We start from the raw sequence: 14386 nt of genomic DNA on the forward strand, positions 1-14386 counted from the left end.
GACTCGGCGAACGTCCCGAGGCGTTCCCAGCCACCGGGGGCAGTCACCGCCGTTTATATCCTCGACGGGTCAACGTCGATACATGAACGGACGAACGAACGGGTGCACGACGGCACGACGATCGACCGGGGGCAAGTAGCCGATGTACGACTCCATCCTGGTTCCGACCGACGGCAGTGCCGGTGCCGAGACGGCGGCCGAGCACGCTTTCTCGCTCGCCGCCGCCTTCGACGCCGAGGTGACCGTCCTCAGCGTCGTCGACGCGGGACCGGTCGGGGACGCGGTCGCCGACCGGCGGGAGGCACTGGAGCAGGCAGCCCAGGAGTCCGTCGAGGCGGTCGCGCGGAACGCCGACGACGAGCTGCCGGTCCGCACGGCGGTCAAGCGGGGCCGTCCGTACGAGACGATCCGCGAGTACATCGACCACGCGGGAATCGACCTCGTCACGATGGGGACGCACGGTCGAACGGGGCTCGACCGCCTGTTGCTCGGGAGCGTCGCCGAGCGCGTCGTCCGGACGAGTCCGGTGCCGGTGCTCACGGCCCGTGCCGACGACGGTGATGCCGACGGCGCCGTCGCCGGCGTCGACTCGACGTACGAGTCGGTGTTGGTGCCGACCGACGGAAGCGAGGCGGCGACGGCGGCGGTCGAACACGCCCTCGCCGTCGCGGAACGGTACGACGCGACCGTTCACGTGCTCTCGGTGGTCGACATGGAGGCGCTGGCCGGCGCCTCGAGTGTCGGCATGAGCGTCCCCGACGTCGCTCAGGACTTGGAGGCGGAGCACGAAGCGGCCGCCGAAACGATCGCGGACCGGTGTGAGCGCCGGGGGATCGAGGTGGAGATACGGGTCGAACAGGGCACACCCCACCGAGCCATCGACCGGTACGTCGACGAGAGGGGCATCGATCTCGTGACGATGGGCACCCACGGGCGGACGGGACTCGACCGCCTGTTGCTCGGGAGCGTGACCGACCGCGTGATCCGAACGAGTTCGGTGCCGGTGCTCACGGTGCGATGATCTATAGTAGCGATTGAAAGTCATTACACAGCCGATCGCAGTACTGCGTACGGTCGGCTGTGCAAACAGTTTCAATCGCTACTATAGAGGTCGATCCGGTCGCCGATCTCGACGACGTCCAGCCGGTCCGGGTGGTCGAACCCCCGCGCGTGGTGGTGGAGGACCGTCGGATCGGCGGTGAGACGCTTCCACATGTCCCAGTGGCTCGGCACCAGTCGGTCGAGTTCGAGGTCGTTCGCCGCGCGGATCACGTCGTTCTCGTCGGCGTACCACTGCGTCCGTTTCGGCTCCCGTGTCTCCTTGTCGGGGAGCATCCCCACCGAACCGAACGCGAGGACGCCGAGGTCGAGGTCGAACCGGTCCGCGAGTTCGGGGAAAGAGTCGGCGGGACGGGTGTCGCCGCCGTGGAAGACCGTCCCCGCGTCGCTCTCGATCACGTAGCCGACGGGGTGCTCGGCGTCGGGGTCGTTCACCGGGACGACGTGGACGGTGAACTCCCCGACCTCGAACCGGTCGCCCTCGGCGACGGTGACGAACTGGTCCGCGACGACGCCCCACTCCTCGGTCCAGGTCTCGCCCTCGACGACGGCCATGCTCGCGTCCGGCGCGTAGTAGTCGGCACCGGTCGCGGACAGGATCGGCGCTTGCGTCGGCCCGTGGACGTGATCGGAGTGCTCGTGCGTGGCGAGCACCGCGTCGGCCTCGACGACGTCCGTCGGATCGAAGGGGACGGGGATCATCCGCACCGTCCGTGGCGGGTCGCCGATGCCGAGGTACGGATCGATGAAGAGGGTCGTCCCGTCCGCGCCCTTCAGGACGAACCCGTTACAGCCCAGATACCAGACCGCGACCGTGTCCGGATCGGCCTCGGCCACGGCGGCCGGCAGCCAGTCTCCCCAGTCGCTCTCGCCCAGTTCGTGTGCCATATCCGCCCTCGGGTCGGTCGCGGGCTAAGCGTTGTGGTCGGCCGCGTCTCGCCCCCGGCTGTCGATCGTTCGGCGTTCTCGGGAAACGGTTATGTGTCGCCCTCGAAACCGTGGTGACGATGGGATCGTCGGACCCCTCGAACACGGGGCCGCGGGGCTACGCCTTCGAGGATATCGAAGTACTCGATCGTATCGGCGCGGGCGGGACCGCCGACGTCTACCGGGCGCGGATCGACGGCGTCGAGGGGGACCGCCGGATCGCACTCAAGACGCCGCGCCTCTCCGATTACGAGACCGTCGAGGCTTCCTTCTTCGACGACTTCGTCGAGGAGGCGAGCATCTGGAACCGGCTCGACGACCACGAGGGCATCGTCGACGTACTGGACTGGGGGACGGAGCCGTACCCCTGGATCGCGATGGAGTACATGGACGCCGGTCACCTGGGCGACCGTGCGCCCGACCTCCCCCTCGAACGGCGGGTCGACCTCTTCGCCGACGTCTGTGACGCCGTGTTTCACGCCCACAGACACGGGATCACCCACGGCGACATCAAGCCCGAGAACGTCCTGCTCACGCGGTCGGACGGGGAACTGGTCCCGAAGGTCGGGGACTGGGGGTTGGCGACGGTCCTGCTCGAACACTCGCGGTCGCGGGACGGGTTGACGATGGCGTACTCCGCACCGGAACAGATCGATCCCGACACACACGGCCGAACCGACGACCGTACGGACATCTACCAGCTCAGCGCCGTCGCGTACGAACTGTTCACGGGATCGACGCCGTTCGACGCGGCGGGCACCGGGGAACTCGTCCACCGGATCCTGCACGACCGGCCGACACCGCCGTCCGAGCGGGCCGACGTTCCCGCGCCCCTCGACGACGCGATCCTCACGGGGCTCGAACGGGACCGGGAGGACCGCTACGAGACGGTCCTGTACCTCCGCGACGCCGTCGAAGAGGCGATGTCGGCGGGCCGGACGACGCCGGACGGGACGGCGACCGACGACCGATCCGGACCGGCGGACGACCCCGACGACACCGAGGACGACGCCGGACGCAGCGTCGGCGGCGGACCGGCGACCGAACCGGACGTAGGAACGACGGCCGACGCCACCTCGACGACCGACGGGCGGACGGTGACCGAGTCGGCCACCTCCGACGAGGGTCGGGGGCCGTCCGATCCGACCGAAACCGGTACCGTGACACTCGACGCGGCGAGCGACGACGCGCAGTCCGGTGGACTGATCGCCCGGCTCCACCGACCGGTCGAGTCGCTGGCGACCGGTCGCGGCGTCGCTGCCAGCGTCGCGTTCGCCGTTCACTACCCCCGGTCGATCGACCGGCGAACCCTGCGCAACTGGTGGGCGGTCGTGCTCGCGTCGACACTGGTGGTTCCGGCACCGCTCGTGATGGGGTTCGTCCTGGAGGCGATCCGCGGGGCGGCCGACGGCCGCGCACTGGAGTTTCGGCTGGGCGACGGGGCCTGGGCGGACCACTACCGACGCGGACTGGTGGGGTACGCACTCCCTCTCGGGCCCTTCCTGTTGTTCGCGGCCGTCGCCGAGCCGGGCGGCGCCGCCGCCAGCGCCACGACCGCCGAAGGGCTCGCGGCCACCCTGACGCTCGTCTCCTGGGTGCTCCTCCCGGGTCTGCTCTCGACGTACGCCACGGGGGGACTCTCGGCGCTCGCAACCCAGGCCCACTGGCGGGGGTACGCGACGCGGCACTACGTCGGGACGTTCGCGGGCACCCTCCTCGTGGGAGTGATCGCCTACTTCGTCGCGACGGGTCTCGCCCTCACCATCGTCGGCATCGTCGTCGCGTATCTGTACCCCATGGTCGCGGTCGGTGGGTTCCTGGGCCGACGCGTCCGCCCCGCCGACTGAGCGGAGCCGTTTTGTCCGTGGGCGCGCGAGAGCCGCCATGACTCGCGACGAACTCCCGCGGCTCCGGACGGTCGCGGACTACCAGTTCGGGGCCGGCGCCGGCCGGGCGCTCTTCCCGCCCGACGAGGCGCCGACGGTGACGCGCTCGACGAGCGGTCGCCCCCGGCAGGTCCGCGTCGACGCCGGTCGACTCGTCTCCTACGGCACCGACGGCCGGTTCACGCTCGGCCTCGAGGGTGGCCGACGGCTGGTCGACGCGCTCCCCGATCCGGAGGCACGCGTCGTCGTCGGCTCCGAGAGCGAGCCGTTCGTCCGCGACGGCAAGAACGTCTTCGCGAAGTTCGTCCGGGCCGTCGACGACGACGTACGCCCGCGCGACGAGGTGGCAGTGGTCCACGACGACGGCGACCTGCTGGCCGTGGGCCGGGCGGAACTCGCTGCCGACGCCATGCGCGACTTCGAGACGGGGATGGCGGTGAAGGTGCGCGCCGGCGCCGATTAGAGGTACGGCGCCAGGCCGAGCGCCCGCACGAGCGACACGCCCGCGAGAGTCGATCCGAGGAGGTAGCCGCCGATGGCGCCGCCGTTCAGGAGCGGCAGACCGGCGTGAGCCCGTCCCTTCATCACCGCCCACAGCAGGACGCCGAGCCCGAGGAAGGTCCCAACCATCGCCAGGAGCGCGGGGAGGTTGAGCGCGGGGAGGGCGGCCACGCCGAGCGACGGCGCCGGCGAGAAGAAGGCGCCGCTCGCGACCATCACCGTCGGCATCACGGCGTCGCCGAGGCCGATGAAGAAGGCGTTCCGTTCGCCCTCGGCGCCGTCCGCATCGCCGCTCCCCTCGCCGTCCGCCGCCACCGGATCGTCGTCCTCGTGGACCTCGTTCGCGCCGCCGAAGTCGTCGTCGAGCAGCGAGTACGAGAGCGTGAGCGGGACGACGAGGATGACGGGCACGCGGAGGTCCATCACGCCCTCGGCGAGGCTGAGCATGTGGCGGGTCCCGTAGACGCTGATGGCGTCGTACACCGCGAGCACGGACAGGAGAACGATGGCGGGCAGGAGGCCGAAACTGATGCCGAACAGGGCGCCGGCGCCGATGCCCATCACCACGCCGGCGCCGTCGATGACGTACCACTCGGGGTAGACCAGCAACGCGACGGCGACGCCGACCGAGAGGGCGACCGCGAGGACGTTGACGGCGCCGACGACGACCAGCGGCGGGGTGACGACGCCGAAGACGTACCACGAGACGAGGGCACTGGAGAGGACGACGACCGCCCGGACAGCCCGCTCGAAGGCGTACTTGAAGGCCGCGAGCATCGCCCCTGTGGCGACGAGGATGGCGGCGAAGTAGACGAGGCTGTTGGTCGGGTCGGAGGGGTCCTCGACGGCCTGATAGCCGGCCGTCTCGAACGGGCCGACCATCGCCAGCGCGCCGACCTGGACGAGCAAGAACAGCGCCGCGGCGACGGCGACGCCACGGGCCTCGCGTGCGTTCATGCTCGTCCGTTGGTCGGGGGGTGGTTTGGTGGTTGCGACTCTCCGTCCGATCCCGTGTCGTGGGCGGGTCCGCGGGTCGACGGCCGATCCGCCCAGTCGATACGGTCAACACCGTGGGCCCCCTATTCCCGCCGATGTCCTCCCTCGCGGAAGCCCTCCGGTTCGTCACTCGTCGGATCGCTCGACTGCGTGGCCGGTCGCCACGGTCGCTCGGCGGCGGCGCACTCATCGCCCTGGCGGTGATCGCCGCCGTCGGCTGGTATTTCCGTCCGTGGCTGCACGGCATCGTCTACGCGATATACACGACGCCGATCCTCCCCGTCGCCCTGCTCGTCGCCGGCCTCGTGGTGTACGGCCTCCACCAGCGAACGACCCTGGTCGGCCCACAGGTCGCGCTCGCCGTGTTCCTGCTCGTCCTCGTCGTCGGGAGCGGAGTCGCGGGGTTGCTGGCCGGCGAACGGCTCGGCAAATCGACCCTCGAGTCGGCGACGACGGCCGACTCGCTCGCCGAGACCGACTCGGGGATGCCGCGTGTCGTCCCGAAAAGCGTCGCCGCGCGGTACGCCTCGAACACGCTCAACTTCCCCCAGTACCGGATCACCGGAAGCGAAGTGACCGTCGACGACGGAACGCCCTACTGGTCGTACGCACTCGCGCCGGACGGGACGTACAACCACTTCACCAAGCGACAGCACGGGACCGTCCTCATCGACATGACCGAGCAGAACGCCGAGGTGCGGACGATCACCGGCGACTTGGAGCGCGGCATCGGGCCGGCGTTTTACAACAACTACCGGTTCGAACTGCTCAAGCGCGGCCAGTATCTCGTCGACTACGGCGACCCGTTCATGGTCGTCAAAGATGGCGAGCAGTACATCGCGGTCCCGTACACGACGCCGACCTTCCACTGGGCGCCGCTCCCGTACACGACGCCGGAGTGGGGTGGGGTCGCGCTGATCGACGGCGACGGCAACGTCGAGGACCTCAGCCCCGAGGAGGCGCGTCGCCACCCGGCGCTCGAAGAGCAGAAGCTCTACCCGTTCGCCCTCGCCCGCAAAAAGGTCGCGACGACGAAATACCGGCGCGGGATCGTCAACACGTTCACGAGCCACGAAGACGAAATCGAGGTGGCACCCGTTCCGGGCGCGGACAACGACCAACCGTTCTTGGTGTTCACCGAAGACGGGCCGGAGTACGTCGTCGCGGTCGAACCGTACGGCGAGGCCCAGGGGCTCAAGGAGATCTGGACCGTCGACAGCCGGACCGGCGACTACGAGGTGTACACCCCCGACCAGTCGCTGTTCGGCGCCAGGAAGGCGACCGACTACGTTCGGCAGGCGGCACGGACGACCGACTGGAACCGGTTCACCCCCTCGGAGCCAGTCCCCGTCGTCGTGGACGGGCAACTCTACTGGCAGGTTCGTGTCGTTCCTGGCGATAGCAGTGGTATCGCGTACATCGCGTTCGTCCACGCCCGGTCGAGCGACGTGCAGGAGGTCTCGACGACCCGCGAGGTCGTCGCGTTCCTCGACGGCGACGTCGGCGCCGCCGACGACGGCTCGACGGAGGGGCGCCGTCCCTCGCTGATCGTCCAGCGCGTCGCGCCGAACGGCACCGTCGTCGGGACGCTTGCGGTCTACGGCAACGAATCCGTCCGGGTCGTGCAAGGTACTGCGACGGCGACGAACGGGACGGCGACGAACGGGACGGCGACGAACGGGACGGCGACGAACGGGACGGCGACGAACGGGACGGCGACCGCGGCGGCCTGACGCTCGGTGCCGGGCCGCCGCGGGGTGTGGCCGTGACGACCCGGGGCTAGCGCGTGTACAGTTTCTCGCCGAGGAGGTCGGGCAACCGGATGCGGTCGTCGGGCGAGACGGCGAGGTAGGGGCGGTCGACGGGCCCGAAGACGTCGACGACGCGACCCACGCCCGAGAGCGACTCGTCGACGGCCATCGTGCCGATGTCGGGTGCGTCGTCGCCGTCGTCGCCGTCGTCGGGGCGGACGATGGCGAGACCCTGTGCGGTCCGGGTGACGGTGCCGAGACGGCGCACGGTCAGTCCCGTAGGATCGCCACGTAGGCCGCGACGGCCTGGACGAGGTCGGTCTTCGAGGCGTCGTCCGCCCCCTTGACGAGCACCCGGCCGCGGGGTTCGTACTCCCGAGGGTAGGTCTTGTCACGTTCGATGACCGCGTCGTAGCCGACCTGCTGGACGGACTCGGCGATCTCGTCGACCGTCGGGTCGTCGATCGCCTCGTCGAGGGGGACGCGCCGCCCTTCGGCGCGACTCTTCGTCGCGTCCAGGTAGGCCGGCCAGATGACGTTCTCCACCATACGGACACGCCGCGGGCCGACCCTAATACGGTTTTGGATGGGGGCGGTGATCTTCACCCGGAGCGTCCCCCGGCCCGGGCGGATCGGCCGGGTCCCGGAGGCCGGCTCGCTCCCCGTCGTACAACAAGCCTTTACCCACTGTAAGCAGGGTTTAGTGTATGCACGTCGGCGTTCGGACGGGCGCGTGGGTCGGCGGGTTGTCCGCCACGCTCGTGGCCGTGGCGCTCGTCAGTTCCGCCGTCGGCCCGGTCACCATCGGCGTCGGGAGCGTCGCCGACATCGCGCTCGCGGCCCTCCTCGGTGGGACCAGCGACGCCCCGACGACCCACCGGACCATCGTCCTCTCGATCCGGATGCCCCGGATCGCCCTGGGTGCCGTCGTCGGCTTCGCGCTCGCGGCCGCGGGGACGGTCATGCAGGGCTTCTTCCGGAACCCCATGGCCGACCCCTCCATCGTCGGCGTCTCCGCGGGGGCGGCCACCGGCGCCGTCGCCGCCATCGTCGCGCCCGTCTCGGTGCCTTTCGGCCTGCCCGCCGCCGCCTTCGCCGGCGCCCTGCTCGCCGCCTTCGGCGTCTACCTCATCGCGAGCGAGGGCGGCCGGACGCCCGTCGAGACGCTGTTGCTCGCCGGTATCGCGGTCCAGACGTTCCTCGGGGCGGTCGTCTCCTTTCTCCTCGTCAACGCGGGTCGTGACCTCCGGGAGGCCATCTACTGGCTGATGGGCCACCTCCACGACAGCACGTGGACCGAGGCGACCGTCGCCGCGGCCGTCGTCGTCCCCGGCTTCTTCGCCCTGCTCGCCTACGCGCGCGACCTGAACGTCCTCCTCCTCGGCGAGGAGGACGCCCACTCGCTGGGCATCGAGGTCGAGCGCACGAAGCGACTCCTCCTCGCCGTCTCGAGTCTCCTGACCGCGGCCGCCGTCGCCGTCGCCGGCGTCATCGGCTTCGTCGGCCTCGTCGTCCCGCACGTCATGCGGCTGCTCGTCGGTCCCGATCACCGCATCCTCCTCCCCACGAGCGCGCTGGCCGGCGCCGCCTTCCTCGTCGCCACGGACACGATTGCCCGCTCCGGCACCGCCGAGGTTCCGGTCGGCATCGTCACCGCCGCCGTCGGCGCCCCTTTCTTCCTCTACCTGCTCCGAAACCGCGAGGTGAACGCGCCGTGACCGACCCCGCAATCGCCGTCGACGACGTCGTCGTCGAGTTCGGGGGCGTGACCGTCCTCGACGGGGTGTCGACGACCGTCCCCTCGGGAACCTTCGTCGGTCTCGTCGGCCCCAACGGCGCGGGGAAGACGACGCTGCTCCGGACGATCACCGGCGCGCTCGACCCCACCGCGGGGAGCGTCGCGGTGACCGGTGAGCGACTCGCAGACCGCTCCTCCCGCGCGGCGAGTCGTCTCGTGGCGACCGTCCCCCAGTCCACCGCCTCGACGTTCGCGTTCGACGTGCGCCGGATCGTGGCGATGGGCCGGACACCCCACGTGGACCGACTCGGCTCGCCCACCCCCGCCGACCGGCGGGCGGTCGCGACGGCGATGGAACGGACCGACGTCACCGACTTCGCCGACCGCCCGGTGACCGAGGTCAGCGGCGGCGAGCGCCAGCGGGTGTTCCTCGCCCGCGCGCTCGCCCAGGACACGCCCGTCCTCCTCCTCGACGAGCCGACATCGGACCTCGACGTGAACCACCAGGTGCGGACGCTGGAACTCGTCGCGGCCCTCGTCGAGGAGGGGCGGACCGTCGTCGCCGCCATCCACGACCTCGACCTGGCGGCGCGGTACTGCGACGAACTCCGGCTGCTCGCGGACGGCCGGATCCGGGCCGCCGGCCCGCCCGAGTCGGTCCTCACCGACGCGACCGTCGAGGCCGCGTTCGACACCCGGGCGACGGTCGTCGACCACCCCGTCACCGGCACGGCGTCGGTGACCGCGTTCGCCGGCGTGGACGCGGGCGACGCCGCCGGTCGCGTCCACGTCGTCGGCGGCGGCGGCGCGGCCACGCCCCTCCTCCACCGCCTCGACGCCGCCGGCTTCGACCTCTCGGTCGGCCCCGTCGGCGCGGCCGACCGCGACGCCGAGACGGCGCGGGCCCTCGACGCCGACCCCGTGACCGTCCCGCCGTACGCGTCCGTTGACGACGCGACCCGCGCCACCGTCGCCGAGCGCGTCCGCCGTGCCGACGCCACCGTGGTCGCTCCCGTCGCCGTCGCCGACGGCAACCTCCCCGCACTCCGGGTCGCCGGCGAAACCACGTCGCTCGTCGTCGTCGACGGCGGCCCCTTCGAGGCGCGCAACCACGCCGGTGCCGCCGGCCGACGGGTGGACGCGACGCTCCGGGAGCGTGGCCACGTGGTCGCCGCCGCCGACCTCGTCGACGCCGTTCGGACTGCGGTCGCCGCCGACGGCGACGGCGTCCGCTCCCAGTACGGGAGCGTCGACTCCGACGGCCCCCGCCCCTGATCGGGCCGAAACGCCACCCTTACTCCCGCCGGGGACGATCCCTCGGCATGGAACGGCCGTGCGTTCGCGTCCCACGCGAGGCTGGCGAGCGAACCCGTCGAGCCCTTGCCGACGCCGACCTCGTCGACGAGGATCACGAAATCGTCGTCGACGACGACGTCATCTATCTCCCCGTGACCGACCCCGAGTCGCTGTCGGGCGACTACGAAGTGGTGTACCGCGACGTCCCCGCACACGACCGCCAGCGGACGCCAGCCGACCTGCTGGGGTTCGATCCCTCCTACGAGCGTCTCGGGGACGTGGCCATCCTCGATACGGACGACTCCGAACGCGCCGACCGGATCGCCCAGGCCATCCTCGAGTCGGATCTGCCGGTCCGGGCCGTGATCGACCGCGCCTCGAAAGTGAAAGGCGACCTCCGGGTGCGCGACTGGACCGTCCTCGCGACCGACCCCGACGACGGGGACGACCGCCCGGCGACGGAAACCGTCCACCGCGAGTACGGCTTCGAGTACCTGCTCGACCTCGCGGCGGTCTACTTCTCGCCACGCCTGGCCACCGAGCGCCACCGCGTCACCGAATCCGTCGCGGCCGACGAACGCGCCGTCGACATGTTCGCCGGCGTCGGCCCCTTCGTCGTTCCGATGGCCGCCCGTGGAGCGACCGTCGTGGGCGTCGACCTCAACCCCGCCGCCGTCGAGTACCTCCGCGAGAACGCGCGCCGGAACGGCGTCGCGGACCGCGTAACCGCCGTCGAGGGCGACGTGCGGGACGTCGCCGCCGACTACGCCGGCTGGGCCGACCGGATCGTGATGAACCTCCCCCACAGCGCCGACGACTTCCTCGACGCCGCCGTCACCCTCGCCGGCGACGACTGCGTCATCCACTACTACGACATCCAACACGAGGACGACCCCTTCGGCCCGGGCGAGGCGGCCATCCGCGACGCCGCCGAACCCGCGGGCTACGACGTCGAGGTGCTGACCCGACACGTGGTCCGGTCGTACGCGCCACACGAACTCAACGTCTGTCTCGACGTGCGACTGTCCCGGTGAGGGCAGGCCGTTTCGGAACCCTTATTTGAGTCATGGCAGTACGGTGGAGTGCGCGCCGGTGTAGCTCAGACTGGCAGAGCGATTCCTTCGTAAGGAATAGGCCGAGGGTTCAAATCCCTCCACCGGCTTTCTGCTGCGAACGACGTGAGCAGCGAAAGCTGTGACGGAACTGCCTGGACCCTCACCCCTCCCGCCGCCACAGCCACACGGGCACGGCCACGGCGAGGGCGACGACGGCCGGCCAGACGTCGGTACTCGCATAGAGGTTACCGGCCGGGGGGAGCCACGTCGACAGCGGGAAGAGGTAGGGCGGCGCGACGCCGTCGACGCGGATCACGAAGGCGTCCAGAAACAGATGACTGACGCCGCCGGCCGCGAGGGCGGCGAAGGCGGTCCGGCGGTCACGGGAGCGGATCGTCAGCGCGCCCACCCCGGCGAGGACGAGGGCGCCCCCGAGCGTGTGGAGGCCCCAGGCGGAGTACGGAACGCCGGCGACCACGCCGGTGCTGCGGTCCAGCACGACGGCGAGTTTCATCGCGTCGGGGGCGACGCTCCCGACCGTCACGACCGGGACGTAGCGGTCGTCGAGCCGTCCGGCGTCGGCGACGACGGCCGCGAGCACGTAGGCGACGAGCGCGTGCGTGAGCAGGTCGGGCATCAGTCGTCCCCCCGAGGAACGAACCGGAGTCGGTCGCGGTCGACGCGCCAGCGCCGGAGGAAGGCGCCGGCCGCGAGGGCGATGCCCAAAACGGAGACGCCGTACATGTAGCGTCGGTCGCCCGGCGTCTGGACGTGATACGTCCGGGTCTCCATGCGGTGGCCCGGACGGAGTTCGCCGTAGACCTGGATCCGATCCCCGACGTCGACCGCCGAGGGCGGCGGTGCGGAGAGTTCCAGGCGGAGGCCGTCGACGGCGACGACGACGGAGCCGTCGCGCTCGTCCGCGACGACGGGCCAGAGGTGGACCCGCTCGCCGACGTGCGCGTCGTAGTTCGCGTCGATAGCGCCGGCATCGGGGTAGACGGGGGTGCCGTTGAACTGGGCGCCGAACCCGACGGCGAGCGCGAGGAGGAGCAGACAGAGCCCCAGACCGGTGGCGACCCGTCGCATGGGCGTACCGACGCGGGTGTGGTACAACTACGTTGTGGAGTCGGAGGGGAGTCAGTCACCCGACCGTGATCCCGCGCGCTCGACCAGCCCGGCTGCCCGCCCGAGTTCCGCGGCGACGACGTGGCGTTCGAGGAGGCAGACGCCGGCGACGACGATACAGAAGCCGACGGCCGTCGCGAGCGTGACCGGTTCGCCGAGCAGGAGCCACCCGGTGAGCGCGGCGACGATGGGGACCACGTACGCCACCAGGTTCGTCCGCACGGGACCGATTCGCCTGATGAGGACGAAGTAGATGGGGTAGGCTACCGCCGTCGACGGGATGGCGACCACCAACACAGCGAGCACGAGGGTCATCGTCGGCTCGGTCCGAAGCGCGGCCGCGGTTTCGCCGGCGGCGACGCTCCAGACGTGCAGGAGAGCGGCGCCGAGACCCATCGCCCAGGCGGTCAGCGGGATGCTGGCCATCGTCGCGTCGATGCGGCGCATGAGCACGCTCCCGAGGGCGATGATCGCCGCGGCGGCGAGGACGTACAGTTGACCGATCGTCGACCCCGACGCGAGGGTCTCGGGCGAGGGCTGGACGATGACGACGACGCCGAGCAGGCCGAGGAGGATGCCGACGGCCCCGCGGAGGTCGAGCCGTTGGCCGAGCAGGACGAACGCGACGGCAGGTGAGAGGATCGGATTGAGACCGTACATCACCGACGCGGCGGCGGGCGTGATAGCTCGCTGGCCGAGAAAGAGCAGGCCGTTGTTCGCAGCGACGATGGTCACCGCACCGACGGCGATGGCCACGACGTCGGCGCGGCTCCGCGGATACCACGCCGCGAAGCGCCACGCCGCGTAGGCGAGGAGGAGCGGCGCGGCGACGTCGAATCGGAGGGCGGCAAAGAGGAGTGGTGGGACCTCCGCCAGCCCGGCCTTGATCGCGACGAACGAACAGCCGAACAGTCCCCCGAGGAGGACGAACAGACCGGCGTTCCGGTAGCGGCCGACGGGCACGCTTGCCGGTCGTTCGTCGGCGGGCATGGGTGTGTCGATCCGTCGACGTGGCGGCGACGGGGACTTCACCCTGCGACGACTTCGTGGAGTCGTGACCGACGACCGAGAGCGCTGGAACGAGAAGTACAGCACGGACGAGGCGTTCGACCTGCCGGATCACCCCATTCCCGCCCTCGAACGCCTGATCGACGCGTTCCCGACGGGGCGTGCACTCGACGTGGCGACGGGGACGGGGCGAAACGCCCGGTTTCTCGCCCGACGGGGGTACGACGTCGACGCCGTGGATGTCTCCGACGAGGCGCTCGACCGGGCCGCCAGCGCGGCCGACGCCGAGGGCGTCGACGGCGTGACCTGGATCCGCAGTGACATCGCCGACTACACGTTCGAACCCTCGACCTACGACGTGATCACGGTGAGTTTCTTCGCCGCACTGGAACACCTTCCGGAGATCAAGGAGGCGCTGTCGCCGGGCGGGGTGCTGGTCTACGAGCACCACCTTCGGTCGAGCGATCCGATCGACATCGGCCCGTCGAGCGACCGCTACCGCTACCGGGCGAACGACCTGCTCCGTGCGTGTCTCGATCTGACGATCCTGGAGTACCGCGAGCGGACGCGACTCGACGACGAGGGGCGGACGCAGGCGGTCGCCACGCTCGTCGGACGGAACTCCGCGGGCGGGAGTCAGTCGTATCCGCGGGAGTGACCTATCCCTCGTACTCGTGATCGAGGAGCGTCGAGAACGGGATCTCCTCGAGGACGGCCTCGGTGGTCGCTTCGAGGACGACCGGCGGTGCGACCCCCTCGCGTTCGGCCTCGATCCAGCGACCGAGACAGACACACCACCGATCGCCGGGTTCGAGGCCCGGGAAGTCCAGTTCCGGACGCGGCGTGACCAGATCGTTGCCCTGCGCCCGCGAGAACGTCAGGAACGTCTCGGTCATCACCGCACAGATCTCGTGTCGACCCCGGTCGGCGTCGAGGTGACGACAGCAACCGTCACGGAGGTAACCGGTCTCGGGATCGGTGCTACACGGTTCGAGGTCGGTGCCGAGGACGTTCGACTCCGCGGACGGGGGCGTGGACATG

16 protein-coding genes and 1 tRNA gene are annotated in these 14386 nt (G+C 70.7%); 9 read left to right on the forward strand and 8 right to left on the reverse strand.

The genetic code is table 11. The features are described 5' to 3' along the window. Positions 1-142: 142 nt before the first annotated feature. Positions 143-1021, forward strand: coding sequence for a universal stress protein (locus NO364_RS02980; protein ID WP_257628489.1), 879 nt, complete (start codon positions 143-145; stop codon positions 1019-1021). 71 nt (positions 1022-1092) lie between these two features. Here NO364_RS02980 and NO364_RS02985 read toward each other — a convergent pair whose 3' ends face one another. Continuing rightward, positions 1093-1935 (reverse strand): MBL fold metallo-hydrolase, encoded by an 843-nt coding sequence (locus tag NO364_RS02985; protein ID WP_157691080.1) that lies wholly within the window; start codon positions 1933-1935, stop codon positions 1093-1095. A 131-nt stretch (positions 1936-2066) separates the two neighbouring features. On the opposite strand from NO364_RS02985, the gene NO364_RS02990 reads away from it, so the two are divergent. Further along, complete coding sequence (locus tag NO364_RS02990; protein WP_257628490.1) at positions 2067-3833, forward strand: serine/threonine-protein kinase; 1767 nt, start codon at positions 2067-2069, stop codon at positions 3831-3833. Between the two features lie 37 nt (positions 3834-3870). Further along, complete coding sequence (locus NO364_RS02995) at positions 3871-4335, forward strand: PUA domain-containing protein (protein ID WP_157688715.1); 465 nt, start codon at positions 3871-3873, stop codon at positions 4333-4335. Here the strand turns inward: NO364_RS02995 and NO364_RS03000 are convergent. Then, entirely contained in the window at positions 4332-5330 is a 999-nt protein-coding gene (locus tag NO364_RS03000) for a presenilin family intramembrane aspartyl protease PSH (RefSeq protein ID WP_257628491.1), read from the reverse strand. The genes NO364_RS02995 and NO364_RS03000 overlap by 4 nt on opposite strands. 134 nt (positions 5331-5464) lie before the next feature. On the opposite strand from NO364_RS03000, the gene NO364_RS03005 reads away from it, so the two are divergent. Further along, positions 5465-7102 (forward strand): hypothetical protein, encoded by a 1638-nt coding sequence (locus tag NO364_RS03005; protein ID WP_257628492.1) that lies wholly within the window; start codon positions 5465-5467, stop codon positions 7100-7102. Between the two features lie 46 nt (positions 7103-7148). Here NO364_RS03005 and NO364_RS03010 read toward each other — a convergent pair whose 3' ends face one another. After that, on the reverse strand, positions 7149-7388 hold the full coding sequence (locus NO364_RS03010) for an H/ACA ribonucleoprotein complex subunit GAR1 (protein ID WP_157688713.1): 240 nt from the start codon (positions 7386-7388) through the stop codon (positions 7149-7151). A gap of 2 nt (positions 7389-7390) precedes the next feature. Further along, a complete protein-coding gene (gene srp19 / locus NO364_RS03015; RefSeq protein ID WP_157688712.1) occupies positions 7391-7669 on the reverse strand; it encodes a signal recognition particle subunit SRP19 in 279 nt (92 codons plus the stop codon). Between the two features lie 158 nt (positions 7670-7827). Between srp19 and btuC the strand changes: the two genes are divergently transcribed. From btuC to NO364_RS03035, 4 genes are all read left to right on the forward strand, one after another. Next, positions 7828-8838 carry a vitamin B12 ABC transporter permease BtuC gene (btuC, locus tag NO364_RS03020; RefSeq protein WP_157688710.1) on the forward strand — a complete coding sequence of 337 codons (1011 nt, stop codon included), beginning with the start codon at positions 7828-7830 and terminating at the stop codon, positions 8836-8838. Beyond that, a complete protein-coding gene (locus tag NO364_RS03025) occupies positions 8835-10133 on the forward strand; it encodes an ABC transporter ATP-binding protein (RefSeq protein WP_157688708.1) in 1299 nt (432 codons plus the stop codon). The genes btuC and NO364_RS03025 overlap by 4 nt, the downstream gene beginning before the upstream one ends. Positions 10134-10180: 47 nt before the next feature. Next, positions 10181-11188 carry a class I SAM-dependent methyltransferase gene (locus tag NO364_RS03030; protein WP_257628493.1) on the forward strand — a complete coding sequence of 336 codons (1008 nt, stop codon included), beginning with the start codon at positions 10181-10183 and terminating at the stop codon, positions 11186-11188. 54 nt (positions 11189-11242) lie between these two features. Beyond that, positions 11243-11316, forward strand: a tRNA-Thr gene (locus NO364_RS03035). A 53-nt stretch (positions 11317-11369) separates the two neighbouring features. On the opposite strand, the gene NO364_RS03040 is transcribed toward NO364_RS03035, so the two are convergent. From NO364_RS03040 to NO364_RS03050, 3 genes are read right to left on the reverse strand one after another with little or no spacing between them, the layout of a single operon-like run. After that, positions 11370-11846, reverse strand: a complete 477-nt coding sequence (locus tag NO364_RS03040; protein WP_157688704.1) for a metal-dependent hydrolase — start codon at positions 11844-11846, stop codon at positions 11370-11372. Further along, entirely contained in the window at positions 11846-12298 is a 453-nt protein-coding gene (locus tag NO364_RS03045; protein WP_157688703.1) for an OB-like fold-containing membrane protein, read from the reverse strand. The genes NO364_RS03040 and NO364_RS03045 overlap by 1 nt, the downstream gene beginning before the upstream one ends. Positions 12299-12349: 51 nt before the next feature. After that, the gene (locus NO364_RS03050; protein WP_257628494.1) at positions 12350-13327 is read right to left on the reverse strand and encodes a DMT family transporter; all 978 of its coding nucleotides are present in this window, start codon (positions 13325-13327) and stop codon (positions 12350-12352) included. Positions 13328-13391: 64 nt separating this feature from the next. Here NO364_RS03050 and NO364_RS03055 point away from each other — a divergent pair, with 64 nt between their 5' ends. Then, positions 13392-14003, forward strand: a complete 612-nt coding sequence (locus NO364_RS03055; RefSeq protein WP_257628495.1) for a class I SAM-dependent methyltransferase — start codon at positions 13392-13394, stop codon at positions 14001-14003. Between the two features lies 1 nt (position 14004). On the opposite strand, the gene NO364_RS03060 is transcribed toward NO364_RS03055, so the two are convergent. Next, on the reverse strand, positions 14005-14385 hold the full coding sequence (locus NO364_RS03060; protein WP_257628496.1) for a DUF2237 family protein: 381 nt from the start codon (positions 14383-14385) through the stop codon (positions 14005-14007). Position 14386: the final 1 nt, after the last annotated feature.

Origin of the sequence: Haloplanus salinarum, from assembly GCF_024498175.1 — an archaeon.
GTDB classification, from domain to species: Archaea; Halobacteriota; Halobacteria; order Halobacteriales; family Haloferacaceae; genus Haloplanus; species Haloplanus salinarum.

Coding starts and splice junctions, on each gene's coding strand:
- NO364_RS02980 (WP_257628489.1), top strand. CDS start 143: ATGTACGACTCCATCCTGGTTCCGACCGACGGCAGTGCCGGTGCCGAG.
- NO364_RS02990 (WP_257628490.1), top strand. CDS start 2,067: ATGGGATCGTCGGACCCCTCGAACACGGGGCCGCGGGGCTACGCCTTC.
- NO364_RS02995 (WP_157688715.1), top strand. CDS start 3,871: ATGACTCGCGACGAACTCCCGCGGCTCCGGACGGTCGCGGACTACCAG.
- NO364_RS03000 (WP_257628491.1), bottom strand. CDS start 5,330: ATGAACGCACGCGAGGCCCGTGGCGTCGCCGTCGCCGCGGCGCTGTTC.
- NO364_RS03005 (WP_257628492.1), top strand. CDS start 5,465: ATGTCCTCCCTCGCGGAAGCCCTCCGGTTCGTCACTCGTCGGATCGCT.
- srp19 (WP_157688712.1), bottom strand. CDS start 7,669: ATGGTGGAGAACGTCATCTGGCCGGCCTACCTGGACGCGACGAAGAGT.
- btuC (WP_157688710.1), top strand. CDS start 7,828: ATGCACGTCGGCGTTCGGACGGGCGCGTGGGTCGGCGGGTTGTCCGCC.
- NO364_RS03030 (WP_257628493.1), top strand. CDS start 10,181: ATGGAACGGCCGTGCGTTCGCGTCCCACGCGAGGCTGGCGAGCGAACC.
- NO364_RS03040 (WP_157688704.1), bottom strand. CDS start 11,846: ATGCCCGACCTGCTCACGCACGCGCTCGTCGCCTACGTGCTCGCGGCC.
- NO364_RS03045 (WP_157688703.1), bottom strand. CDS start 12,298: ATGCGACGGGTCGCCACCGGTCTGGGGCTCTGTCTGCTCCTCCTCGCG.
- NO364_RS03050 (WP_257628494.1), bottom strand. CDS start 13,327: ATGCCCGCCGACGAACGACCGGCAAGCGTGCCCGTCGGCCGCTACCGG.
- NO364_RS03060 (WP_257628496.1), bottom strand. CDS start 14,385: ATGTCCACGCCCCCGTCCGCGGAGTCGAACGTCCTCGGCACCGACCTC.